Annotated in this window: 20 protein-coding genes; 7 read left to right on the plus strand and 13 right to left on the minus strand. The window is 68.9% G+C overall.

Annotated elements, in window-relative coordinates; all coding sequences use genetic code 11:
- Positions 1 to 58: 58 nt before the first annotated feature.
- Complete coding sequence (locus IE096_RS24050; protein WP_189455080.1) at positions 59 to 1870, plus strand: bifunctional metallophosphatase/5'-nucleotidase; 1812 nt, start codon at positions 59 to 61, stop codon at positions 1868 to 1870.
- On the opposite strand, the gene IE096_RS24055 is transcribed toward IE096_RS24050, so the two are convergent.
- On the minus strand, positions 1826 to 3310 hold the full coding sequence (locus tag IE096_RS24055) for a lysine N(6)-hydroxylase/L-ornithine N(5)-oxygenase family protein (RefSeq protein ID WP_189455082.1): 1485 nt from the start codon (positions 3308 to 3310) through the stop codon (positions 1826 to 1828). The two genes, IE096_RS24050 and IE096_RS24055, sit on opposite strands and share 45 nt — an antisense overlap.
- 245 nt (positions 3311 to 3555) lie before the next feature.
- On the opposite strand from IE096_RS24055, the gene IE096_RS24060 reads away from it, so the two are divergent.
- Positions 3556 to 4107 carry a F0F1 ATP synthase subunit B gene (locus tag IE096_RS24060; RefSeq protein ID WP_189455084.1) on the plus strand — a complete coding sequence of 184 codons (552 nt, stop codon included), beginning with the start codon at positions 3556 to 3558 and terminating at the stop codon, positions 4105 to 4107.
- A 154-nt stretch (positions 4108 to 4261) separates the two neighbouring features.
- Here the strand turns inward: IE096_RS24060 and IE096_RS24065 are convergent, their stop codons facing one another.
- Both IE096_RS24065 and IE096_RS24070 read right to left on the minus strand, forming a co-directional pair.
- The gene (locus IE096_RS24065; protein WP_126913669.1) at positions 4262 to 4573 is read right to left on the minus strand and encodes a chorismate mutase; all 312 of its coding nucleotides are present in this window, start codon (positions 4571 to 4573) and stop codon (positions 4262 to 4264) included.
- Positions 4574 to 4583: 10 nt separating this feature from the next.
- Positions 4584 to 5474, minus strand: coding sequence for a helix-turn-helix domain-containing protein (locus tag IE096_RS24070; protein WP_189455086.1), 891 nt, complete (start codon positions 5472 to 5474; stop codon positions 4584 to 4586).
- 167 nt (positions 5475 to 5641) lie between these two features.
- Between IE096_RS24070 and IE096_RS24075 the strand changes: the two genes are divergently transcribed.
- On the plus strand, positions 5642 to 7432 hold the full coding sequence (locus IE096_RS24075) for a glycoside hydrolase family 35 protein (protein ID WP_189455088.1): 1791 nt from the start codon (positions 5642 to 5644) through the stop codon (positions 7430 to 7432).
- Positions 7433 to 7494: 62 nt separating this feature from the next.
- Here IE096_RS24075 and IE096_RS24080 read toward each other — a convergent pair whose 3' ends face one another.
- On the minus strand, positions 7495 to 10557 hold the full coding sequence (locus IE096_RS24080) for an endo-alpha-N-acetylgalactosaminidase family protein (protein ID WP_189455090.1): 3063 nt from the start codon (positions 10555 to 10557) through the stop codon (positions 7495 to 7497).
- Positions 10558 to 10670: 113 nt separating this feature from the next.
- Here IE096_RS24080 and IE096_RS24085 point away from each other — a divergent pair, with 113 nt between their 5' ends.
- Both IE096_RS24085 and IE096_RS24090 read left to right on the plus strand, forming a co-directional pair.
- Entirely contained in the window at positions 10671 to 11129 is a 459-nt protein-coding gene (locus tag IE096_RS24085; RefSeq protein WP_189455092.1) for a VOC family protein, read from the plus strand.
- Positions 11130 to 11140: 11 nt separating this feature from the next.
- Complete coding sequence (locus tag IE096_RS24090; RefSeq protein WP_189455094.1) at positions 11141 to 11542, plus strand: hypothetical protein; 402 nt, start codon at positions 11141 to 11143, stop codon at positions 11540 to 11542.
- On the opposite strand, the gene IE096_RS24095 is transcribed toward IE096_RS24090, so the two are convergent.
- Positions 11539 to 12126 carry a hypothetical protein gene (locus IE096_RS24095; protein WP_229820561.1) on the minus strand — a complete coding sequence of 196 codons (588 nt, stop codon included), beginning with the start codon at positions 12124 to 12126 and terminating at the stop codon, positions 11539 to 11541. The two genes, IE096_RS24090 and IE096_RS24095, sit on opposite strands and share 4 nt — an antisense overlap.
- Before the next feature lie 169 nt (positions 12127 to 12295).
- Positions 12296 to 12529, minus strand: coding sequence for a DUF7848 domain-containing protein (locus IE096_RS32250; protein ID WP_444544784.1), 234 nt, complete (start codon positions 12527 to 12529; stop codon positions 12296 to 12298).
- A gap of 201 nt (positions 12530 to 12730) precedes the next feature.
- On the opposite strand from IE096_RS32250, the gene IE096_RS24100 reads away from it, so the two are divergent.
- Positions 12731 to 13468 (plus strand): XRE family transcriptional regulator, encoded by a 738-nt coding sequence (locus tag IE096_RS24100; protein ID WP_189455360.1) that lies wholly within the window; start codon positions 12731 to 12733, stop codon positions 13466 to 13468.
- Between the two features lie 1232 nt (positions 13469 to 14700).
- On the opposite strand, the gene IE096_RS24105 is transcribed toward IE096_RS24100, so the two are convergent.
- The 4 genes from IE096_RS24105 to IE096_RS24120 form a co-directional block, all read right to left on the minus strand.
- Entirely contained in the window at positions 14701 to 16170 is a 1470-nt protein-coding gene (locus tag IE096_RS24105) for an HK97 family phage prohead protease (RefSeq protein WP_229820562.1), read from the minus strand.
- A gap of 186 nt (positions 16171 to 16356) precedes the next feature.
- Positions 16357 to 17622 carry a DUF3631 domain-containing protein gene (locus IE096_RS24110; protein ID WP_189455097.1) on the minus strand — a complete coding sequence of 422 codons (1266 nt, stop codon included), beginning with the start codon at positions 17620 to 17622 and terminating at the stop codon, positions 16357 to 16359.
- Positions 17619 to 18122 (minus strand): hypothetical protein, encoded by a 504-nt coding sequence (locus IE096_RS24115; RefSeq protein WP_189455099.1) that lies wholly within the window; start codon positions 18120 to 18122, stop codon positions 17619 to 17621. Before IE096_RS24115 ends, IE096_RS24110 begins: the two co-directional genes overlap by 4 nt.
- Positions 18123 to 18436: 314 nt before the next feature.
- Positions 18437 to 20185, minus strand: a complete 1749-nt coding sequence (locus IE096_RS24120; protein ID WP_308430374.1) for a recombinase family protein — start codon at positions 20183 to 20185, stop codon at positions 18437 to 18439.
- A 389-nt stretch (positions 20186 to 20574) separates the two neighbouring features.
- Between IE096_RS24120 and IE096_RS24125 the strand changes: the two genes are divergently transcribed.
- A complete protein-coding gene (locus IE096_RS24125) occupies positions 20575 to 21744 on the plus strand; it encodes an RICIN domain-containing protein (RefSeq protein WP_189455101.1) in 1170 nt (389 codons plus the stop codon).
- Between the two features lie 60 nt (positions 21745 to 21804).
- On the opposite strand, the gene IE096_RS24130 is transcribed toward IE096_RS24125, so the two are convergent.
- The 3 genes from IE096_RS24130 to IE096_RS24140 all read right to left on the minus strand — a co-directional run bounded on the left by IE096_RS24130 (position 21805) and on the right by IE096_RS24140 (position 24468).
- A complete protein-coding gene (locus IE096_RS24130; RefSeq protein ID WP_189455103.1) occupies positions 21805 to 22530 on the minus strand; it encodes an MBL fold metallo-hydrolase in 726 nt (241 codons plus the stop codon).
- An 82-nt stretch (positions 22531 to 22612) separates the two neighbouring features.
- Positions 22613 to 23788, minus strand: a complete 1176-nt coding sequence (locus IE096_RS24135) for a sensor histidine kinase (RefSeq protein WP_189455105.1) — start codon at positions 23786 to 23788, stop codon at positions 22613 to 22615.
- Positions 23785 to 24468: a response regulator gene (locus IE096_RS24140; protein WP_189455107.1), complete on the minus strand. Its 684-nt coding sequence runs from the start codon at positions 24466 to 24468 to the stop codon at positions 23785 to 23787. The genes IE096_RS24135 and IE096_RS24140 overlap by 4 nt, the downstream gene beginning before the upstream one ends.
- Between the last annotated feature and the right edge of the window lie 111 nt (positions 24469 to 24579).

Below are 24579 nucleotides of genomic sequence, written 5' to 3' on the forward strand. Positions count from 1 at the left end.
GGGGTGGGTCAGAATCTACGCGCGTTGGTTCTGGATATGAATGGGGAGAACAGAACATATGCCGCTCAACCGTAGGAATTTCCTGGAGCGTACGGCCGTGACGGGCGCCGGTGTGGCGTTGGCGGGGGCCGTGGGGGCCGTGCCGGCCGCGGCGGAGGGGCTCGCCGGGGACGGGGGTGCTCGCCGGAAGAAGCGGTACGCGTTGACCGTGATGGGGACGACCGACCTGCACGGCAATGTCTTCAACTGGGATTACTTCACGGATGCCGAGTTCGACGACAAGGCGCACAATGACGTCGGTCTTGCCAAGATTTCGACGCTGGTGGGGCAGGTGCGGGCCGAGAAGGGTCGGCGGAACACTCTGCTGATCGACGCGGGTGACACGATTCAGGGCACCCAGTTGTCGTACTACTACGCCAAGGTGGATCCGATCACGGGTGCGGGTGGCCCGGTGCATCCGATGGCGCGGGCGATGAACGCGATCGGGTACGACGCGGCGGCGGTCGGCAACCATGAGTTCAATTACGGTATTCCGACGCTGCGGAAGTTCGAGGAGCAGTGTGATTTTCCGCTGCTGGCGGCGAACGCGCTGGACGCCAAGTCGCTGCGGCCGGCGTTCCGTCCGTATGTGATCAAGCGGGTGTGCACTCCGCACGGTCGTGATGTGCGGGTGGCGATTCTGGGTCTGACCAATCCGGGGATCGCGATCTGGGACAAGGCGAATGTGCAGGGGAAGATGGTGTTCCCGGGGCTGGAGGAGCAGGCGGCGAAGTGGGTGCCGAAGCTGCGGTCCATGGGTGCGGACGTGGTGATCGTGGCGGCGCATTCGGGTTCGAGTGGTACGTCGTCGTACGGTGATCAGTTGCCGTATGTGGAGAACGCCGCGGCGCTGGTGGCGGAGCGGGTGCCGGGTATCGACGCGATTCTGGTGGGGCACGCGCACACGGAGATTCCCGAGTACCGGGTGACGAACAAGGAGTCCGGTAAGCAGGTGGTGCTTTCGGAGCCGCTGAAGTGGGGGCAGCGGTTGACGTTGTTCGACTTCGGTCTGGTGTGGGAGCGGGGCCGCTGGCAGGTGGAGTCGGTTTCGGCGAAGGTGCTGAATTCCAACACCGTGGCGGAGGACCGCCGGATCACGGGTCTTCTGGTCAAGGAGCACCGGAAGGTCGTGGCGTATGTGAATCAGGTGATCGGTACGTCGTCGGCGGTGATGAGCGCGGCGGAGGCGGCGTACAAGGACACGCCGATCATCGATTTCATCAATCATGTGCAGGCGGAGACGGTGAAGGCGGCTCTGGCGGGCACTACCTATGCCTCGCTCCCCGTTCTGTCGCAGGCGTCGTGTTTCTCGCGGACGGCGTCGGTGCCGGCGGGGAAGGTGACGATTCGCGAGGTGGCGGGGCTGTATCCGTTCGAGAACACGCTGGAGGCCCGGCTGTTGACCGGTGCGCAGTTGCGGGCGTATCTGGAGTTCTCGGCGCGCTATTACGTGCGGACGGCTCCCGGTGCTCCGGTCGACCCGGCGAAGCTGACGAACGCCGAGTCGATTCCGGATTACAACTATGACGTGGTGAGTGGTCTCTCGTATGAGATCGACATCGCGAAGGAGCCGGGTTCGCGGATTGTGAATCTGTCGTTCCGGGGGAAGCCGATCGATGACGCGGCGGAGTTCGTGCTGGCGGTGAACAATTACCGGGCGAGTGGTGGTGGGAATTTCCCGCATGTCGCGCGGTCGAAGCAGCTGTGGGCGAATTCCGAGGAGATCCGTAACACGATCATCGGCTGGGTGAAGGCCAAGGGTTCCATTGATGTGGGGGCGTTCGCGTCAGTGGACTGGAAGCTGACGCGGGATGGTGTGCCGGTTTTCTGAGCCGGTACCGCCTGAACCGGTGGCGCCTGGGCCGGTGGCGCCTGAACCGGTGCCGCCGACGGCGTGCTGGGGCCGTGGCTGGGTCCGCGGCTCCAGGCCGAAGGTGGTGAAGGCGGTGCGGTGGGGCAGGGGGTATGCCGTGCGGCCGATGAGGGCGTTGAGGATGACGGCGCTGCGCCAGGCGGCGAGGCCGAGGTCGGGGGCGCCGACGCCGTGGGTGTGGGTTTCGGCGTTCTGGACGTGGATGGCGCCCTTGACGGAGGGGTCGAGGACGAGCCGGTGGTGTTCGTCGACGCGGGCGCGGCCGTTGGAGTCGCGGCGGATGTAGGGGTCGAGGGCGGCGAGGAGGGTGTCGACGCGGCGTTCGCGGTAGCCGGTGGCGAGGACGACGGCGTCGGTGGTGAGGCGGGAGCGGCTGCCCTGCTGGGTGTGTTCGAGGTGGAGTTCGACGCGGGTGGTGCCGACGCGGCCGGCGGTGCGGACGAAGACTCCGGGGGTGAGGACGGCGTCGGGCCAGCCGCCGTGGAGGCTGCGGCGGTAGAGCTCGTCCTGGATGTCGGCGATGGTGTGGCGGTCGATGCCCTGGTGGAGCTGCCATTGCTGGGGCAGGACCTGGTCGCGGACGGGTTCGGGCAGGGCGCGGAAGTAGTGGGTGTAGTCGGGGGTGAAGTGCTCCAGGCCGAGCTTGCTGTATTCCATGGGGGCGAAGGCCGGGGTGCGGGCGAGCCAGTGGAGGCGTTCGCGGCCTTCGGGGCGGCGGCGGAGGAGGTCGAGGAAGATCTCGGCGCCGGACTGGCCGGAGCCGATCACGGTGATGTGTTCGGCGTCGAGGATCTTGTCGCGGTGGTCGAGGTAGTCGGCGGAGTGGGTGACGGGGACGTTGGGGGCTTCGGCGAGGGGGCGCAGCGGTTCGGGGATGTAGGGGGCGGTGCCGACGCCGAGGACGAGGTTGCGGGTGTAGGCGCGGCCGAGGGCGTCGGCTTCGCCTTCGGGGTCGAGCTGGGTGTAGTCGATCTCGAAGAGGACGCGTTCGGGGTTCCAGCGGACGGCGTCGATGTGGTGGTTGAAGTGGAGGCCGGGGAGGTTCTGGCTGACCCAGCGGCAGTAGGCGTCGTATTCGGCGCGGTGGATGTGCTGGCGCTCGGAGAAGTAGAAGGGGTAGAGGCGCTCTCGGGTCCTGAGGTAGTTCAGGAAGGACCAGGGGCTGGTGGGGTCGGCGAGGGTGACGAGGTCGGCGAGGTAGGGGACCTGGAGGGTGGTGCCGTCGATGAGCAGGCCGGGGTGCCAGTGGAAGGCGGGGTTCTGGTCGTAGAAGGCGACGCGGAGGTCGGTGAGGGGATGGGCGAGGGCGGCGAGGGAGAGGTTGAAGGGGCCGATGCCGATGCCCACGAGGTCCAGGGGTTGGTCGGGGGCGGATGCGGGGGTCTGGGGGGTGGTCATCGGGGCGAGTGGCCTTCCACGAGTGTCAAACGGGCACGGGCAGCACCGACCGGCCAAGCTACCGGCTGTACACGTGCCGTGACCCGGGGTGCGGGAGGTTTCGCCCGATGGTGGGTATTGGGTGCCCTGGCCTTGTGGCGGGGGCGAGTTGGGGTGTGGGGGGCGGGGCCGGGCGGGGGGCCTCGGGCGGTGTTCGGCAGGGTCGGGGGCGGGGCGGGGCGGCGCCGCAAGGTAATGTGCACACCATGGCCATGACTTTCGCTCTCGACGTAGGGCCCCTGAAGCCCGACCTCGCCCCGCTCGTTCTGGGCCTGGTGCTGTTCTTCCTCGTCTTCGCCGTGATGGCGAAGGCGATCCTTCCCCGGATCAACAAGGTCCTCGTCGAGCGCGAGCAGGCCACCGACGGCCGGATGGACGAGGCGGAGGAGACGCGCGCCGAGGCGGCGCGGGTCCACGCCGAGTACCAGGAGCTGCTGGCGGAGGCCCGTCACGAGGCCGCCCGGCTGCGCCAGGAGTCCCTCGAGCAGGGCAACGCGATCATCGCGGAGCTGCGTGCCGAGGGTCAGCGTCAGCGCGAGGAGATCATCTCCGCGGGTCACGCGGTGATCGACGCCGAGCGCGCGGTGGCCGAGGCCGAGCTGCGCGAGCAGGTGGGCGCGCTGGCCACGGAGCTGGCGGGCCGGATCGTCGGCGAGCCGATGGCGGACTACGCCCGGCAGAGCGGCGTCGTCGACCGTTACCTGGACGAGCTGCGCACGGCGAAGGCGTCGGACGCGGCGGGCGAAGCGCGCGGCTGACGGCGGCGGAGCCAGCCATAGGCCTTGAGGCTCCCGTGCCCCTGGAGGGGCGCGGGAGCCTTTTGTCGTCTCCGGGGGCGGCTTTTTGTGGTCCCCGGGGGCCGGGCCGCCCCACGCGTCCGGGGGCCCGGCTGGGCCCGAGGGGGCCTTCGGGTCAGGCGCGGGCGATGGTCTCGTGGTGGCGGATGACCTCGGCGATGATGAAGTTCAGGAACTTCTCGGCGAAGGCCGGGTCGAGCTTGGCGTTCTCGGCGAGCTCGCGCAGCCGGGCGATCTGGCGGGCCTCGCGGGAGGGGTCGGCGGGCGGCATCTTGTGCTCGGCCTTGAGGTGACCGACCTGCTGGGTGCACTTGAACCGTTCGGCGAGCATGTGGATCACCGCCGCGTCGATGTTGTCGATGCTGTCGCGCAGCCGGCTCAGCTCGGCGCGTACGGACTCGTCGATGACGTTGTTGTTCTTCTCCACGGTGACGACCCTATGCGGACGGGCGTGGTCCGATGACCGGTGGGTGCTCCGGATCGGGGACGGTGCTGCTCCAGCCGCCCGGTACGGCTCGGCCCTGGCGTTCGCGGAAGCGGACGGGGGCGGTGCCCACCCTTCGGGTGAAGAGGCGGCTGAAGTAGGCGGGGTCGGTGTAGCCGACGCGGCGGGCGACGGCGGCGACGGGGAGCTCGGTGGCGGCGAGGAGTTCCTTGGCGCGGCCGAGGCGGATGCCGAGGAGGTAGTCCTTGGGGCTGCATCCGGCGCCGCGGCGGACGGCGGTGCGCAGTTCGGCGGGGGTCATGCCGTGGCGGGCGGCGTGCTGGGCGACGGTCAGGGGGAGGAAGGCGTCGCGGGCGAGGGCGTGGAGGAGGGGGTCGGTGTCGCCGGTGGTGTCGGCGCGGGAGCGGCGCAGGGCGACGAGGAGTTCGTGGACGGCGGCGGAGGTCTCGACTTCGAGGTGGGGGTTGCCTCGGCGGGCGGCGCGGGCGATGCGGGTGACGGCGGCGCGGGCGGCGGTGGTGTCGGTGAGGGGGAGGACGGGGCGGTCGGGGTCGATGTAGCCGAGTTCGGTGTAGGCGGTGACGGCGGGGCCGGTGAAGTCGACGAAGCTTTCGTCCCAGCCGGGTCCGGGGGAGGCGCCGTAGTGGTGGGGGACGCCGGGGAGGAGCTGGATGAGGGCGGGGGCGGTGATGGTGGTCAGGCGGTGGTCGGGGGTGCGGTACCAGCCGGTGCCCGCGCTGATGACGACGGCGACGTGGTGGTCGAGGGTGCGGGGGCCGACGGTGGGGAGGGCGCCGTGCTGGAGGCCGACGCCGAGGCAGACGAGGCCGAGCCGGTGGTGGACCGGTCCGGGCGTGAAGTAGCGCATCCAGGTGTGGTACACGCGTGTCCGCCCTCCGCGGCTGCCGGGTGTCCCGTCTCCGGGTGTGGGGTGTCCGGTGTCCGGGTGTCCAATCAGGGCTGATCTTTGTCCATGGCCTTCGCCGCCGCCAGAGGGCGAGGATGGTCGGCGTTCGCGCTGTCCGGGCGGTGTGTGGGGAGGCGGGGCTCGTGCCGCGGTTCGTGGTGGGGGACGGGGATTTCGAGCTCGACGGGCGGCCGGTGCGGCTGTTGTCGGGGGCGCTGCATTACTTCCGGGTGCACGAGGGGCTGTGGGCGCATCGGCTGGGGATGCTGCGGGCGATGGGGTTGACGTGCGTGGAGACGTACGTCCCCTGGAATTGGCATGCTCCGGTCGAGGGTGGGCCGGTGGACATGGGGCCGTTGGGGCGGTTCCTGGACGCGGTGGCGGCGGCGGGGATGTTCGCGATCGTGCGGCCGGGTCCGTACATCTGCGCGGAGTGGGAGAACGGTGGGCTGCCGGCGTGGGTGACCGGGGGGCTGGGGGCGCGGGTGCGGACGCGGGACGAGGGGTTCCTGCGGGCGGTGGACGGCTGGCTGGCCGGGGTGGCGGAGCAGGTGGTGGGGCGGCAGGTGGACCGGGGCGGTCCGGTGGTGCTGCTGCAGGTGGAGAACGAGTACGGGTCGTACGGCAGCGACCGGGTTTATCTGCGGTGGCTCGTCCAACGGTGGAAGGCGTCGGGGGTGACGGTTCCGCTGGTGACGTCGGACGGTCCGGAGGAGCACATGCTGTCGGGCGGTTCGGTGCCCGGCGTTCTGGCGACGGTGAATTTCGGTTCGGGGGCGCGTGAGGCGTTCGGGGTGCTGCGGCGGTTCCGGCCGGGTGGTCCGTTGATGTGCATGGAGTTCTGGTGCGGCTGGTTCACGCACTGGGGCGCGGAGGAGGCCGTGCGCGGGGCGGAGGAGGCGGCGGGGGCGCTGCGGGAGGTCCTGGAGTGCGGGGCGTCGGTGAATCTGTACATGGCGCACGGGGGGACGAGTTTCGGTGGCTGGGCGGGGGCGAACCGGGCCGGTGAGGATCATCTCGGCGCGTTGTTGCCGACGGTGACGTCGTACGACTACGACGCGCCGGTGGACGAGTACGGGCGGGCGACGGCGAAGTTCTGGGCGTTCCGTGAGGTGCTGGCCGCTTTCCGCGAGGGGGCGGCCGGGGCGGCGGGGCCGGTGCCGGAGCCGCCGCCGGCGCCGCCGGTGCTGGGCGCCGCGGTGGTGGGGCGGCTGGAGCGGTGGGTGCCGTTGGACGGGGTCGTGGACGCGCTGGGGGGCGTGGAGAGCGAGACGGCTCTGCCGCCGGTGTTCGAGGACCTGGGGGTGGACCGGGGGCTGGTGCGGTACCGCTTCGAGGTCCCGGGGCCCCGGAAGGCGTCCCCGTTGTGGGTGCTGGGGCTGCGCGATCTGGCGACGGTCCTCGTGGACGGGGCGCGGGTGGCGGTGGTCGAGGGCGCCCGGGATCCGGTGCTGATCGGTGAGGTGGCGGGGCCGGCCGTGGTGGAGCTGTGGGTGGAGTCGCTGGGCCGGGTCAATTACGGGCCGCGGCTCGGGGAGGCCAAGGGCGTCACGGGCGGGCTGCTGCACGAGCGGCAGTATGTGCACGGGGTGCGGGCGCGGGGGCTGCGGCTGGCGGCGCTGGAGGAGGCCGGGGCGTCGGCGCGGGTGCCGTGGCGGGCGGGGCCGGGTGGGGGGCCGGGGCTGTACGGGGGGACGTTGTGGGTGGTGGGGGTGGGGGACGCGGTGCTGGAGGTGCCCGGCTGGGTACGGGGGTTCGTGTGGGTCAACGGTTTCTGTCTGGGGCGTTACTGGGACCGGGGTCCGCGTCGTCCGCTGTACGTTCCGGGGCCGGTGTTGCGCGAGGGGGCGAACGAGGTGCTGGTGCTGGAGCTGGAGGGGCCGGGCGAGCCGGAGGTCCGGCTGGGCGGAGTGCCCGGCCACGACGGGGGCTGAGCGTGCGTCCCGCTGGTCACCGGCCGATGACGGTGGCCAACGGGACGGAACCCCGTGGTGGTTTATTGCCCTACTAACTGCACGATGAAGCGGTCCAGGCAGAACTCAGCAGTCCCGTTGTCCCCCACTTTCCGCAGTCCCACCCACGCCTCACCCGTCTCCGGTGCCGTGAACTCGTATGAGAACGTGGCCGGTCGCACGGCGACGGACAGGGGCGTACGGACCAGTTCGCGCGCTCCCGGTTCGTCGACGGCCGTCACCCATGCGTACTGGCCCGCCCGCTCGTTCTCGTAGCGGAAGGACACCCGGTAACGGCGCCCCGCCGCGAAGCGCACGGTGTGGGGGACGGTGCGGTAGACCACCCCGGGGTTCTCACCGCGCGACTTCAGCGACTGCGTGCCGTCTATGACGTCGTCCACGGCCTTGCCGTTCCAGCCGCGCTGGGTGTAGGGCGCGTGCCGCTGGGCGATGTGGGTGCGCGGGTCGGTGGCCCCGCCGGCGTCCCCCTTGACGAAGGGGCCCCAGCCCTGGGGCACGTTCTCGAAGTCCTCGAGGACGAGGGCGCCCTCGGTGTCGGCCCTGCGGCCGGGTACGACGCGGACGGCGTCGAACCGCACCCGCGCGCGCCCGGGGCCGGCGGTCAGGGCGAGGGTGACGGGCCCGCCGCCCTCCGGCACGGTGAACCAGGTGAACATCCGCTGGAAGCGGGTGCCGTGTTTGCGGTCGGCGGCCACGAAGTTGACGGCCGTGGAGGTGTCCGTCCAGTTCGTCGCGGTGATCCCGTCGGCCGTGCGGACGCTCAGCGCGGCCCGGCGCCGCTCCCCCGCGACCGCGCCGACCTCGACCTGGACGGACGCCGCGTAGGTACCGGGCCGCAGCCGGGCGAGCCGCTGGCCGACGGTGGCCGCCTCCCCCGCGCCGATCACCAGTTCCCAGTCGCCGAGGGCGCTGCGCTCGACGCGGGCGGGGCCGCTGGCCCGCCAGGCGTCGAGGGTGCCGGAGGTGAAGGACGGGTCGCGCAGCGGGGTGCCCTCGCCCCAGCGGGGGTCGCGGCGGCGCGGGCGTTCGTCCGGGCGGGTCAGGACGTAGGGCTGGTCGGGGGCGGCCCGGAGGGTGACGCGGCCGTCCCGTACGGGCAGCCGGAGGGTGTCGGCGCGGCCCCGGTCGGTGAGGCGGTGGAGGGCGACGGTGCGCAGCCGGGACCAGGCGCGGGGCAGGGTCCAGGTGGTGGTGCCGCCGTGCGGGTTGTAGTGGTAGAGCCTGCCGGGGTCGGTGGCGCGGCGGGGTTCCCAGGGCAGGAGGTAGGTGTCGCCGCGGAGGACGACGCGTCCGTCGGTGGTGATCGTCCTGGTGCCGTCGGTGTCCGAGACGGAGGTCCTGGCCGGGCCGGCGAAGGTGATCTCGTGGTCGGTCCAGGTGAGGATCGGGTGTGCCTGGAGGTATTTGGCGGGGAGGTTGTGGGTCCAGATCAGGCGGTGGAAGGCCGTCCAGTCGGTCTTGCCCTGCCAGCCTGCGAAGGTGCCGAGGCGGGCGGTGCCCAGGAGGGGCCATTTGTCGGCGAAGACGTCCTTCTGGTGGTGGCGGAGGAAGCGGATGAGCCGGGAGTTGACGCCGCGTGAGGTGTCGGGTCCGTAGTCGGTCTCGGTGGCCCAGTGGGACCAGAGGCTGGAGCGTTCGAGTCCGTGCCCCCATTCGGTGGTGATCCGCCAGCCCTGGGCGCGCAGTTCGCGCTGGAGGCGGTCGGAGGTCCAGCCGGATTCGCGGAAGACGTCGATGTAGAGGGTGTCGAGTGCCGGGTCGGTCTCCTCGCGCAGCCGGCGGAAGCGGCGGACGATGTCGCCGGAGAGCAGGTCGCGGCGGGGGTCGATGCGGTAGGACTGGTCGAGCCAGTCCCATTGGGGGTTGTTCCGGTCGACGAGCGTCTCGGAGAAGGCGTGGGCGACGGGGTAGGACTCGGTGGTGTTGACGTGGACGGCGAAGTCGCTGTTCCAGCGCTTTCCCGCACGCAGCAGGGTGTTGAGGTCGGTGAGACCGCCGGCGCGGGTGTTGTAGTTGCCGCCGTAGTCGGGGTGGGCGGAGTCGTGGCCCTCGGATTGGTAGCCCTTCAGGAGGGTGAACTGCCGCAGTCCGTCGGTGGCGAGGTGGATCCGTTTGACGTCGTCGAGGACGGCGAGGAACGGGTTGGTGGCCTGGCTGGCGAAGTTGAAGGGAATGTGGGGGACGACGCGCAGGTGCTGCTCGTCGGCGCCGAGCGGGTCGGTCATGATGTCGCGCGTGGCGATGGCCGCGTCCTGCCAGTCGGCGTGTCCGTCGCCGTTGCGGTCGCGGGTGACGACGACGTGGACGTACGGCAGGGGCTCGGTGTCGTGAACAGGGGCGCCGGCGGCGCGGTGGGTCCACTGGCCGCAGGTGATCTGTGCCTTGGTGTAGCCGTCGCGGGTGAGGACCTGTCGGCGGAAGCGGCCGTTCTCCCAGGCGGTGGCGGCGTCGGGCCGGTCGTGGACGGTGTTCGTCTCGATGCCGCCGCCGAGTTCGCCGGTGGCGACGACGGCGTAGGCGCAGCCGGTGGGCGTGGCGTCGGGCGGTGTGGTGGGGGTGGGGCGGATGTGGGTGTCGCCGCTCTTGGCGGCGTCCAGCTGGAGGCGGGCGGCGAGGAGTTCCGCGCCGGGCTGGGTGCTGCGGACGGAGAGGAAGGCGAGGCCGGGGATTCGCAGGGTGCCGACGGGGAGTCCGGGGGCCTCGGTGATACGGGTGACGCGCCAGTCGACGCGGGAGCCGTGGACGTGGATCTCGACGTCGATCCGGGTGCCGGCGGGGAGGGTGAGGGTGTACGCGGCGCGGTCGGCGGTGAGGGACGCGGTGACGTGCGGGGTGTGCTCGGTCTCGTCGACGAGCAGGGAGGTGACGGGGTCCTCCTGGCCGTGGAGGACGGCGCCGGTGGCGCGGTCGGTGTAGGAGACGATCCGGGGGAAGGCCGTATCGACGCGTACGTCCAGGGTCTCGGAGCGCAGGAGGGCCTCGGTGCCGCGGGCCGTGGCGCGGGCCGGGAACGCGCCGGCGCCCGCGAGGGCGGCGGCGGTGACGACGACGGCGCGACGGCTGGGGCCTGTGGCTTCTACGGTCACGCCGTCACTGTGTGACGGCAGGGGCGAAGGTGACCATGGACAAAGCCTGTTGTCGTCTTGGACTATCGAGAAGACGCTGTGGAATTCCACGGGCGGCGCGGCATCATGGCTTCATGATCGCGAAATTGCAGTGTGTCGTCGTCGACTGTCCCGATCCGCTCGCCCTGGCGCGCTTCTACTCCGCCGTGCTCGGCTGGCGGGTGGAGGCCGACGACAGCGACCCCGGCTGGGTGTGGCTGACCGATCCGGCCACGCGGCAGCGGATCGCCTTCCAGCGGGTGGAGAGCGCGTACGTCCCGCCCCGGTGGCCGGATCCGGCGCATCCGCAGCAGATGCACCTGGACTTCGACGTCGACACCCGCGCGGACGTGGAGCGCGCCCAGCGGGAGGTTCTCGCGCTCGGTGCGACGTTCCTGCACGACAGCGGTGGGCGGGAACGGGGGTTCGTCGTGTTCTCCGACCCGAACGCTCTCGACTTACCGTTCTACGGTACCGGGCGGTCGACGGCAGCAAGAAGCCCCGCCCATGCGCCTCGGGGGAGAAACGCACGAGCGGGGCGGCCAGGGGCCTAGGCTTCGGTGCCATGGCTGAGGCTTACGTCACCAGCGACGAGCACCCGGCATGCGGGATCTGCCCGTCACGCCGCTTCCCCCTCGGAGCCTTCGACGTGTTCGAACGGCCCTCGCGCGACTGCCCGTTCAGGCCCGACGACGGGCACCGGTACACCACTGGTGGTGTGCCCGTGTGCGTGCATCCGGAGAAGGTGGGCATCCCTGCGGGGAGATACAAGACCGATGGCTTGCCCGTGGCCACGAAGCTTGCGTTGCCTGGCGACGTTGCCGAACTGGATTCGTATCTGCGCGACGTGATGCACAGCGCAGCGCCGGGAGTGCTCGAATTGCTGATCGAGCAAGCCACCACCGAGATTCCCCGTACCTTCCCCGAAGTGGACGTCATCACGACGCTGCGCCGCGCTCTCAGCTAGCTCGCCGTAGCGAAGCCGGGGGCGAACCTGCGTCCACCCTCGAAGATGCCCAGCGGCTCATACTTCTTGATGGCGGCAGCGCGCCGCTTCTCGGTCTCGTCCTTGCCGATCCAGAACCGCTCGTTCACCGGCCCCCATGCGGCCCGGTAGACCTGGTGCGTGTAGTCGCCGTGGTCCCAGCCGCCGATTTCCTCGCGGTCCGTGGCGTGAACGAACTTGATCCCAGTCCGCTCCTGAACACGGCTCAGCACGGTGAACTGAGCGGCAAGGGCGTGGATCATCTCATCCACGGGGACGGAGACGGGAATCTCTGCCGCGTACTCGTCGCCATCCGTCATCTCGTAGACGGCCGACTTGATCGCCATTGCCCGGAGGGCTTCCGGGAACAGCGGAACGGTGTCCTTCTCGACGTCGAAGCCGTCGACGAGCGCATAGCCCGTGAAGCTCTGCCAGTCCTTGTCGTACTTGGCGCACCCGGTGCGCAGACGCTCGAACTCCGGGTCGGCCTCAATTGCCGAGAGAATCTCTCGTGCACGCTCGGACACCCTCTCGGGAGCCGGACGAACAAGGGTTGCGTTCACCACTGCACTCTCCTTTTCGGTTGCGTGTATTTGCCGCCTCAGCCATCGCGGCGGGCTCACCGGTGGTACGGATTGCTGATGATCGCAAGCGGGATCACCAGGGCGACGGAGACGACGACCGTCGTGGCCCAGATCGCACCGGCCCATCTGAGGACTGCGCGTCGAATCACGGCTACCTCATCCACGCGTGGAACGGGCGCTTGACGATCTGCGTGTAGGAGTGGTGCGACGGGTTGGCCCTGACGTGCTCCAAGATCCAGACCGAACCAGCCTCCTGGCCGGTGCTCCGGGGGGAGCCCTCGCCACACACCTCGCACTCCTGGGCGTAGGTGTGGGGCTTCGCGTCCGGCTCAGGGTCGGGCCGAACGGTCCAATCAGCGTGTGTGATCACGGCACGTGTGCTCATGCAGGCCAATCCCTTCGGGCGTTGCCCCCGTCAGTGCCACAGGTGTACCGCCGGTCGCATGGGCAGCGCGGCGACCGTCAAGGCGTCATACCGGCGTCATTCATCGGTCAAAACCGGTGACCAACTGTCGCCCAGCGCCCTACTGTCGAAGGCGTGGCCGAACCCAACACGATCCTTCGCGCCGTCAGGATCAGCCTGCGCATGTCGCAAGATGATCTAGCTCTCGCCATACGTCAGGCGGGGAAGGAATCAGGTGAACCGAACGACTGCGCCAAACGCAACGTTCAGCGATGGGAGTCAGGGAAGGTCCTCAATCCCCGCCCCGTCTACGCCAGGGCCCTGGAGCGCGTAACAGGTCTACCGATCGAGGCTTTAGGGTTCGCCCCACCGGGGCCGAACGCACGAGCGGCAGAGTCAGCCGTGCTGAACGGTCGTGAACCAGAACAGCGAGAGGCGGCGAAGGCGCGAGCCGCAACAGCCCCAGGAGGTATCGCCCCCATGACCAAGCACAACGATCACGGAACCCTGTCCGGCATCTGGCTGTCCCGATACGAGTACCACTCGTCGGGGCGGGAATCCGACTTCATCGGAGAGCACTATGTAGTGGTACTCCAGCACGGCAACAAGCTGACGGCGCGCTCGCTGCCGGAAGGCTCTTCGAACCCGAATTCTCCGCTGACGCTCGACCTGACCGTTGAAGGAAACGTAGTCACGGGAACGTGGCGCGAGGAAACGGCACGGGATGGCTACTACGCCGGGGCCGTCTACCACGGGGCTATTCAGCTCCTTGTCGAACCTACGGGCCGGAAGATGAGCGGTAAGTGGGTCGGCTTCGGCAAGGACTTCGACGTGAACACTGGCCCATGGGAACTGACCTTCAAGGACGCCTCAACCTCTAAGCCCACAATGGCCGAGTACAACCGGTCGCCCGGGGAATGAGGTAACGCCTGCCGTCCCTAATCGGGGATAGCCCGGGTTCGCGCCCAACGCAAAGAGCCCCCGACGGCAGCCCAGCGCGGGCAGTCGTCGGGGGCAGTGGTCAGAAGTGCTCTGGGCAACCGCAGATGACGCCCAGGGCAGTCGGGTCAGGGTCGCACCCGGCCTCAGCGCGGAACAGCTCCGAGAAGAGCGGCCACAGCGGGTGCACGCCGATCCTCCGGGTCTCTCCGCCACCCAACAGGCAAGCCAGTTCCCGCAGTTCGTCACTCAGAGGCGGCAAGTTGTCCGCCCAGCGACGTTGGCGTTCGTGCAAGGACTCCGACACGGCGAGACTCCTCTACGGCAGCGCGGGCGGCTGCCCTCATGGCGGCAAGAGGGTCGATGTCTCCGGCGTCTGTTGCTCGCTCATGGGCCGACAGGGCGGCATCGAGCTGGGCCAGGAAGCGGAGGCCCGGATGGGCGACCGGCGCCCCGGCGCTACCTGGCACAAGAACCCCGTCCCTGGCGATCTGGGCTACCAGGGCGCCCCACACGGCCCGAAGGTCCTCATAACGCTCCCTGTCGCCCTCGGGGGCCGTCTCGGGCTTTGTCGCGGCCGTTCTGTCGGCAGCCTTCCGGGCGCGTGCCGCCGCCTTCCGGTGCGCGTCGCCGCAATAACGGGTCCGCTGGTCGGCATCGGCGGGTAGTTCCACGTCGCATGGCGCGTGAGCGCATCGTCTCTTCAATTTTCTCCTGTGGTTCGGCGGACACTTTGGATTTCTCGTGTCCGGGACGGACACGAAAGGCGAGCTGGGGCCGGGATCGGGGAAGGTGCCCGCTGCGAACTTTTGGAGCGGTTACCCCTTCCCTGCGAGCCGGCCGTCAGAGCTCGATCACTTGGATGGGCAAATTGTTCGGCGTCGTCCGCTCATGGAGACGTGCGCCCGTGGGGACCGCGAGCCAGTCAGTCCGGCCTGACTCAATCCAGCAGCCCCGGCACATCACTCTCAGGTTTTCCCGGGTGCGCTTCCCGCCGCGCTGAATTGGTGTTCGCCACCCAACCCCGACCGCCTTGGACGGCCCGAACGCATCACATGGTTCGCAGCGAAGCACATCTGTTCTCAGTCGGGCGAGACGAGCACACGCCGCGATGATCTCCGGCTCGCGCTCAGGCGAACGGCCAAGCCAACGAAGGTGCCCGACGAGAACGGCACTCCACTTTTTCGGGGTGCCCCCCTCTTCAGACTCCCCCCTCACTTCTGGACCCCCGCCTGCCGTGCTTCAAGTTCGGCGGCGTGCTTGGCAGCCTCATCGGCAAGCACCGTCGGGTGATTTAGATCAAGCTCTGCCTTGTCCGCGAACACCATAAGGTCGGGGGTGTTGTCGGGCAGGGTGGCGCTCAGAATCTGAACTGACCCCGCTTCCTGCACCCATACGCCAGCGACGCGGGCAAGTGCACGGAAGAGCGCGCGGTCTTCACCGAAAGCTCCCGGCGCAACGCGAGAGGCGGCAATGGAAATGTCACTGCGCAGCCCGACAAATATTCGGGAAGCATCTGCAACAACCGCCGTGTTGGCGGGGAGGTACTGCGAAACAACCGGCGTCAGGCCATAAATTCCCTTGGGCCACTCAGTGGCGGGCACTTCGGCACGAAGAGACTTTGCCGCAATCGGATCAACCCAAAGGGTCGTGGCCTCTGCGCCGGTCGCTTCCATACGCTCAAGAGCCGCACTGATCTCAGCCACAGACGGGGCAATGTGCTTCGTATCGCCTTGAGCAAGCAGACCGATCACGCGCCGGTTGTCGTTCGGGTCGGCCGGACCGGCGCCGTTAAACAGGCCCTTGTCGATTCCGCGAGCCAGGGCGGCGGCAAGGGACTGGTTGATACCGGCTACAAGATCCGGGCGTGCGTCCTGAAGTACCTCCGAGGATGCGCGCTCAAGGGCGCCGAACTTGACTGACCGGGAAGTCCGAGACGTGATATCCGTGCCCGGATCTGGAATCGGGGTGTGGGCGTCCACGTAGCCGCCATCGCCTGTCTTGATAGCCGGAAGCATCATCGCAGCCTCACGCATGGGCAGTTTGTTGGACGATGGGATATTGGCCAGGAACCGGGACTTCGGGCCAATCATGTTGGCCCACAGCGCAGCCGGTTCTGTGGCCGTCCACTGAGACCCGTCCGGGATCTGACGCCGGTTCACCGGCAGGAAGCCGTCAGCAGTACGGATAGAGGCACTGGTCATACGGGACTCACTTTCAATTGGGTACAGGGCATCAAGCGCGCGAGCGCCCGCCGTCGTAGTCGGGTAGGCGGGATTCGTGACAGGTCCGAGTTCGTAAACGGTCATCGACGTCACGACACGAATGGGCAGGCCGGTTTCCGGGTCGTCGTCACTTGCCCGTTCCTGGCCTCCCGGATTGACGCGGAAGGTGAATGAGCTACCGACCACATCACCACGCTTGATCAATTCCGCTACGTCGTGGCCAGCCTGAGTATTCGGGATATCGATCTCATACCGCACGCCTTCCGAGTCAGCGGTAAGGCGAAGCGTTCCCGAACTGCGACGCCCGAGCACGTTGTCAACGCTGTGGTTGAACGTGGCCAGTACGTCATTACGGGCCGTCGCCGGGTTCCACGCGGACGGAGAGATTCGCTCCCGAAATCCCCCTAGGTCGTGGCTCAGCTCGTTGAATCGGATTGCGTAACCGCTGATCGTGTTCACGCCCCCGAAACTTCGGAGCGACACGGCGTGCGGAGCGGTCCGCCTCTGGATCTCTGTGTTGGGCAAAGTCATTTTCCTCTCGTCGGGTCCTGGTTGCGGAGCAGGACAGAGCATGGGAAAGGGACGCGGGGCAAGGCGTTAGCCTGCTGTTTTTGCTCCGCGTCCCTGTGTCCCGGCCGGTCCCGCCTACTGACGGAAGAGCGACCCGGTCTTCTCTTCCGGCTCTTCGCCTTCGTGCTCTTCGTCGTACTCAGCCACAAGCGGCGGCAAGGCGCGTTCCCACGCATCCGCAAGGGCCGACCAGCGGTAGCCGTACGAGCGGCCGTGTGCCGTCCGGACGCGAACCTGTTTGAGCCCGTGCTCACGCAAAAGGGCGGCAACGTCTTCGGCACGTAGCTCGTCGGGTCCGCTGAAACGCTGGAAGGTCAGCGGGTCCAAATCGATTGCGGCAGAGGCAATATCGTCCTTGCTGATGGCGACCGGCCAGACATGAGCTGGACGGGCCGCATGATGCAGCCTGAGCGCCGTAAGGAGTCGCGCGGAAGCTGAGCCATCTACTCGCTCCGCAGCGTCCTCCTTGGCTGCCTCAATCGCCGCCAGGCAGCGCTCAGGCCAGACCCCACCCGCGAGGACGGCAGTCAGAAACAGGCAGGACCAAATCTCATGGTCGCGCCCGTCCGTGACGCTGGTAATCCGCTCGTCCAGCAATACCGCAAGCATGTCTGTCGGATCGGTGATACGCACTGCTGTCTGTGCCGCCCAATCCGCAAGCGCAGTGCGGACTTTCTCCAATTGGCCGCCGTGCGCCACGGGAAGAAACGAGTCAGGCCGTTCCTCGCTACGGGCGCGCTTCGTGTGAACCACAAAAGTCCGCGTCAGCAGTGCGTCCGGGAGTCGGGCCGTGGCAAGTCCGGCGAATGCGACCGGCCCGAAGCACGGGTAACGGATCACCTCCTGTTGCTTGTCTTTATGTGCTCGCACGACCACCGCCCCGCGCTTGTAACCAGAGTTCAAGATGATGGTCAAGTCATCCTGGTTTCCAGCAGAGTTCGCGGAGTAGGTGCGGTCAAGCTCATCCGGGAACAGGGTCACCGGGTATTCGCCCGGTTCATCTGCCGACGCCGCCGCACTGATGATGCGGAGCATGGAAGCCGCAGACAGTGAGCCCACATCCTGACCGTTAGCAGCAAGACAGCTAAGGATTTCCAGAGCGCGTGTCTTCCCACTGCCAGGTGATCCGGAGAAGAAACCGAGTCGCGGGGCAATGGGGAGATCAGGGCAGCGCGTGAGGAGGTGCGTGTACGCCGTCCAGAGGGTCACCACGTCGAAATGCCGGGGCTCGGGGAACCACACGAAGCGCCGAAGTGCTGCCTCAGTCTGAGTGAGGGCTTCAGCGCCGCCGGCGGTCACCTTGGCCTGAGCCTTGAGCACGTCCGTAAGGGAGTCGGTCACGCGCGGACCACCTGCTTGAGTGCCTTGCCGAATCGGTACGCCACACCCCCGGTATGCGTTCCAGACATGCTGATCCGGCTTGCCGCGTAGACCAGCTCAGCGGGCGCCTGACGGCCGTTCTCCGCGTACTCGACCACAAGGGCCAGGACGACGCCGCGAAGGTCCATGAGCCCCGCTGTGGCGTGCTTGCCGCCCAACCCGAAGCGCGGGGGCTTCCCCGGCTTCGCCTCGACGGCCACGGGTAGCCCTGTGTCGGCAACGGCGTCCAGCAGTGCGGATACGGACCGCTCAGCACATCCGGGGACGTGCACGGCGTGTGGGTCGGCAAGGTCCTCGTAGTGGCTGCCGTAGTCGCCAGAACGTCCCTGTCGGGCAAGGTAGTTCAGCAGCACATCGCGATGGTGTGGGAAGAAGTCCGTTGACCACTTCTCCCCCTCCGGGCGCGGAGCATTCAGCCGCTCGGCAACACGCCGGAGCGCCTGATTGTGAGTAATCGTCATTGGGCCTGTGCCCTCTCTCGTTGCTTGGTGTTGGCCGGTCTATAGGCGGGACAGAAGGGGACAGGGGGACACCGGCTCACCACCTACTAACTTGAGTAGGTGGTGAGCCCTGCCCTCTCCCTGGGTCTAGGGAGCGGGTTGCCTTCCCTCAGTGAGGAGAGAGCGAGTGACACGCCCGCCATGCCACACCCCTAGAGCGAGTCGATTGCCCGCCCCTCCCGATAGAGCACGAGGGCTTCCAGGCCCCGGCTCACGGGCATGGAGAAGCCCCGCCGACATAGGGAGTCGACGGGGCCTGTTCGACGCCTCAGCGGCTATGCAGCCGCCTCAAAGTCAGCCATCTCCGCCAACCGCAGACCTGTGCCACGCGCGGTAGGTACGTCTGGCCGAGTCTCATAGGCAAGTTCCTCACGAAGCGCTATGAGGGCATCGGCGGCTTCACGGAAGAAGCCATTGCCCAGAGCGAAAGACACGCGGGACTCGTCCAGCCGTCGCCAGCCACCCCGCGTCCCCTTCTTGATCAGCAATCGCGCCCCTGCCTCAAGGAGAAGGTGCCGCCTCTGCTGATCATCTGAGTCTGCCCAGACTTCACGGATCGTGCGCCCAGTCGGTACCGATTCCCGCTTCTCCGGGCGCGCCGGGGTGCTCTCCAGCACTGCGAGCCGGTTATCCAACGCCTCCGCTCGCTCCTGCCACGCACGCTTTGCCGCTGCCGACCTCTGTCGCCCCTTCTCCTCCTGATGCGCGTTGAACTCAGCCAACGTGGCGGAGATTTCAGGGGCAGGGTCATATCCAGGCGTGACGATCGTCTTTTGCGTCTGGAGATCCCCGATCAGGGACAAGAACTCGCGCTCTACATACTCTTCGACCCAGTCAGCCCGAATGGCAACAGGCGCGGGGCACACGATCCCCGTGAGGTGTGCCGTGCACTTGTAGCTCTCGCGCTGCACACCCCCTCGCTTGTTGGACATGTGATACATGCGACTTCCACAACCCGCACAATGGATGACACGCAACAGCTTGGACTTCTGATCCACGCGATCATGCGGCCCGATCTTTCGGTCTTCAAAGAGCTTGCCGATCGCATCAAATTCTTCGCGTGTAAGGATCGGATGTTCGGTCGCCATGATCGGCGCGCCTTCACTGTCCCGAACAGGCTTGTTGTCATGCAGCTTCCATCCGAGCAATGCCGGAGAGGTGAGTACCTTACGGATCACCGAGGGCACCCAGCAGAATTTATCCCTGACAGTCGTCTCCCCCTTGGCGCCGCCAGTCTTTCCCCCGGTCTTACGCCCTGCCTTCAGAGACCAGTGATCACGCGGAGTCGGAACCTTATCCGCCCTGAGATCCTGGCAAAGCTTCGTGATCGTCATGCCTGAAAGAAGGTCCCGGATAATCCGCTCAATAACCTTTACCGCGTCAGGATCAGGAACCAGGGTCTTACCCGCTCCATGCTCCTTGGGCATGGGAACGATCATGTATCCGTACGACGGCCGCCCGCCCTTCCAGCGGTACGCCATCTTTCGCATGGCTGCCTGAGCACCCAACACGCGATCACGGATGCTCGCCGACTCCACCTGAGCCGCGAAGGCAAGCATCATCATCATGAGTTCTGCGGTCGGGTCCATGGCATTCCGAAAGTCGAAGACCAGTCGACCCCCGCCTATCCCCTCGGCGAAGACCAGCATCTTGCGGTGCTGCTTGGCCCACTTCGCCAAGTCGTGCATGTCGCTCATGGAGCGGATAGCACGGTCGAAGCGCCACCACACGATGGCGTCGAACTCGTCCGGTCGCGCGAGCCACGCGCCCAGCTCCGGTCGGTCGAACGGCCCCACCTTGGACGCGCTCACGTCCAGGTCGACAGCCTCGCGTCCGTCGAAGTCGATGCCGAGAGCGGCAGCGGCAAGGTCGTCAGCCTCGCGCTGCCGCTCCGGGGAAGTCGTCTCGTCGGTCAGCACGGACAGGCGCACGGCGCGTACGCCTCTGAGGCGGGCAAGGGTCTCCATGCCGGAGGTCTGGTGAGTCGATCGCCCGGCCGGACCGGTCTGCGTGTCGGTGTCCATGGACACCTTCGAGCGAGTCGAACGCCCGCCCGCGCTGGCCTGAGAAGGAAGCGTCATACCCTCGCTGGAGCGCAAGGGCTTCCTGTCCGCGCTGACCTGCTTCGTTACCGCCATGACCGGGGTCCTCCAGAACGGTGGTTCTGGAGCGTTCGGAGACCCTGCCGGGCATCCCTTCTGCCTCTGCTACGGGCAGCCGGGAGTGGTGCCGTCCTGAGACGTCCCGGGGCCGTCCCGAGGTCGGCCCGAGGTCGGCCCCGGGGATAAGGAATGCGCCATATCACTTGTTTCCGGTGGCTAGCCGAGCTTGATCCACTTCTGGGATCATCGTTCCGGCCGTCCGGACCGTGCCAGCTTCTCCCGCACTTCGCACCTCTAAGGACCTCGAGATGATGTCTGGCAGACGTCCGCGCGCCGCGTGGCTCACGGCTCTCCTCCCCGCCGCCCTCGCGGCCGGCCTGCTCACCTCGGCGCCGGCGCACGCCGTCGTCGGCGACCCGGTCGCCGACGGCGCCTACGCGTTCACCGCGAAGGTGGACATCGGCGACGGCAAGCGGAGCTGCTCGGGCGCGCTGGTGGACCAGCGCTGGGTGATGACCGCGGCGGGCTGCTTCGCCGACGGCGCCACCAAGCCCACCGCCGGGGCGCCGAAGCTCAAGACCACGGTGACCGTCGGCCGTACCGACCTCGGCACCGACAAGGGCCGCACGGTGGCGGTCACCGAGCTGCTCACCCGCGACGACCGCGACGTCGTCCTGGCCAAGCTCGCCGAGCCCGTCACCGACGTCGCCCCGATCGCCATCGGCGCGACCGCGCCCGCCCAGGGCGAGGCGCTGCGCGTCACCGGTTACGGCCGGACGAAGGACGAGTGGGTGCCCTCCCGGCTCCACTCGGCCGCCTTCACCGTCGCGTCGGTCCAGGGCACCACGATCGGCCTCGCCGCCAAGGCCCCGGCCGACGCGAGCGTCTGCAAGGGCGACAGCGGCGGCCCGGCGTTCCGGGAGAAGGACGGCCGCGCCGAGCTGACGGCCATCAGCACCGCCTCCTGGCAGACCGGCTGCCTCGGCTCCACCGAGACCCGCAAGGGCGTCACCGAGACCCGCGTGGACGACCTCGGCCCGTGGGTCCGGCAGGCCCGGCTGAAGACCGCGTCCCTGATGAACGACTTCAGCAAGCGCTGCCTGGTGGTGTCCTGGCGGACGCCGGACAACGGCGCCCCGGCCACGCAGTACGACTGCAACCCCGCCTACGGCGACCAGGTGTGGGAGCTGGAGTCCGTCGCGACCGGCGGCTACCAGATCCGCAACTCGCTCAGCAAGCGCTGCCTCGTCGTCTACGCCAACGGCCAGGACAACGGCTCCCCCGCCGCCCAGCACGACTGCAACTCCGCCTGGTCCGACCAGGTGTGGGACCTCGTGCCGGTCGCGAGCGGCGGTTACCAGATCCGCAACACCTACAGCAAGCGCTGCCTGGTCGTCTACGCCAACGGCCAGGACAACGGCTCCCCGGCCGCCCAGCACGACTGCAACCCGGCCTGGTCCGACCAGATCTGGAAGATCTGACCCACGAACGGGTGACGAGCGGGGGCGCCTTCGGGCGTCCCCGCTCGGCTTTGAGCCGTGCTACGCCGTCAGCTTGTCGGCCACGGCCTTCAGGGCCTCCCCCGCACCGCCCACGATCGGCGTGCCATGGCCGAAACAGGCCGTTCGAACTCCCAGCGTCGACTGACGGCGGAAGGAGGCGACGGCCCGCGGCCGGTCGACGTTGAAGACGCCCATCATCAGCTGCCCCACGTTGGCGATGGTGTCACCCGTGAACAGCACCCCGGAGCGCGTCAGGTGCAGGGCCGTGCTGCCTTCCGTGTGACCCGGCACCGGCACGACCCGGACCTCCTCGCCCCAGTCCAGGACGTCCCCCTCCCCCAGCTCCCGGTCCACCCGGCACGGCCGCGGCGCCGGCACGCCCACGAGGCCCTCCTGCACGGACTCGAACAGCGGTATCTCCCACTCCTCGAACACCGGCGGCGGCTCCGGCACCTCGCCCCGGATCACGGCCGCGTCCCCCGCGCCCGCCAGCACCCTCGCCCCCGTGGCCTCGGCCAGCTCGGCCGCCGAGCCCATGTGGTCCAGGTGGGAGTGGGTCAGCACGATGTCCCGGACGTCCTGCGGGCGGGCGCCCAGCTTCGCCAGCTCGTCCAGCACGCGCTCCGCGTGCCCCGGCAGCCCCGTGTCCACCAGCGCCCAGCCCTCCGCGCCCGGCAGGCGCACCGCGTACGCCTGGCCCACGGTGAACGTCATCATCCAGATATCGGGGGTCACTTGAGAGGTTTCGATCTTCGTCTCCGTCATACGGTCACGCTAGGCGCGCGCCACGCGAAGGCCCCAGCCTTTGCGCCGTCGGCGGATTGAGCCCCCGGCGAACGCACGAACGTCACGCCTGCCCGGCCTGCCCGGCCCGCCCCGCCCGGTCCACCGGGAACAGCGCCGTCACCTGCCAGCCGCCCTCCGGCGCCGGACCGGCCTTCAGCGAGCCGCCCATCGCCTTGGCGCGCTCGGCCAGCCCGACGAGCCCGAAGCCGCCGCCCCGGGCCTTCTCCGGCAGTTGCGCGCCCCGCCCGCCGTCGTCCGCGATGCGCAGTTCGACGCCCGAGGGGACGCCGCGCACCCCGATCCGTACGGCCGTGGCGTCGGCGGCGTGCTTGCGGATGTTGGTGAGGGACTCGCGGACGACGCGGTGGACGCCCGCCGCGACCTCGCCCGGGATCCAGTTCTCCATGCCCCGCTCGATGTACAGGGCGACGGGCGGGCCCGTCCGGGCGAAGTCCTCGGTCAGGGCGCGGACCTCCGGCAGCCCGGCGACGGGCTCGGTCTCGGCCTCCCCCTCGCGCAGCACGCCGACCAGGCGGCGCATGGCGCCCAGCGCCTCGCCCGCCGACGTCTCGATGCGCTGGAAGGCGTCGGCCGCCGCGGGGCCCTCCAGGGCGGTGAAGCGGGCGGCCTGGGCCTGCACCGCGATGCCCGTGACGTGGTGGGCGACGAGGTCGTGGAGTTCGCGGGCGAGTTCGAGCCGTTCGGCGGTGCGGACGGCGGCCAGGTCGCGGACGCGCTGGCGGGCGTGGCCGCGCAGCAGCAGCGAGTAGGTGCCGACGACCACCAGCAGCAGGGAGAAGATCGCGGTGAACCACTGGGGGTTGAGGTCGCGCATGGGCGCGGCGACGATCGCGACGGCGAGCAGCGGCCCGAGGACGCCCGCGGCACGGGCGGTGGCGCGGCTGACGACGACGGTGAGCAGCACGAGCAGGGCGACGTCCTCGCCCATGCCCCAGACGATCCGGGGGTGCCGGCCGATCATCAGGACGGCGGAGGCGGTGAGGGAGACGGTGACCGCGACGCTCGCGCGGACGGTCAGCGGGATCCAGCCGTAGGGGACGGCGCAGAGGCAGACGAGGACGCCGGAGGCGAGGACGACGGCGTGCGGGGTGCTCGGCTGGCTGGCCAGCCTGCTGCCCTCGAAGGCGACGAGGCCGAGCAGGACCGTCCCCAGGGCGGCCTTGGCGACTGTGGCCCGCCGGGGGTACCGGACGGCCCATCCGGCCCATCTGCTCATGTGCCGCCCGTGGCCAGCCCGCTCTCCCAGGCCCAGGCGGCGATCTCGACGCGGTTCCTGGCGTCGAGCTTGAGCTGCACGTTGGCCAGGTGGGTCTTGACCGTGGACAGGGAGACGAACAGTTCGGCGGCGATCTCGGCGTTGGTGGCGCCGCGGGCGAGGCAGCGCACGACGTCGGCCTCGCGGTCGGTGAGGGGTTCGGAGGGCCGCCGGGCTGTGGAGGGTGTGCCCGTGCCGCCGGGGGCCATGTCGCGCAGCAGCCGGACGGTGATCGCCGGGGAGATCAGGGAGTCGCCCACGGCGGCGGCGTGGACGGCCTCGACGAGCATGGCGGGGCTGGCGTCCTTCAGCAGGAAGCCGGAGGCGCCGTTGCGCAGCGCGGTGTGGACGTATTCGTCGAGGTCGAAGGTGGTGACGATGACGATGCGGGGGCGCTGCGCGCGGTCGGGGTGCCCGGCGGCGCGCGCGGACAGCCGGCGGGTGACCTCCAGCCCGTCCACTTTGGGCATGCGGATGTCGAGGAGGAGGACGTCGGGGTCGTGCTCCTCGACGGCCGCCAGGGCGGCCTCGCCGTCGACGACGTCGGCGACGACCTCGATGTCGGGCTGGCTCTCCAGGATCATCCGGAACCCGGTGCGGACCATCTCCTGGTCGTCCGCGATGACCACGCTGGTCGACATACTGTGCCCTCGCTCCTCGGAAGCCTCGGAAGAAGCCATGGCGCCGTCGCCACGGGTGTCGCTCGGGGAGCCGTGGCCGCGCTGCCGGGTCCCTCCATGTCACCGGGGGTG

The sequence above is a fragment of the Streptomyces abikoensis genome (genome assembly GCF_014648775.1).
In the GTDB taxonomy this organism is placed as follows: domain Bacteria; phylum Actinomycetota; class Actinomycetes; order Streptomycetales; family Streptomycetaceae; genus Streptomyces; species Streptomyces abikoensis.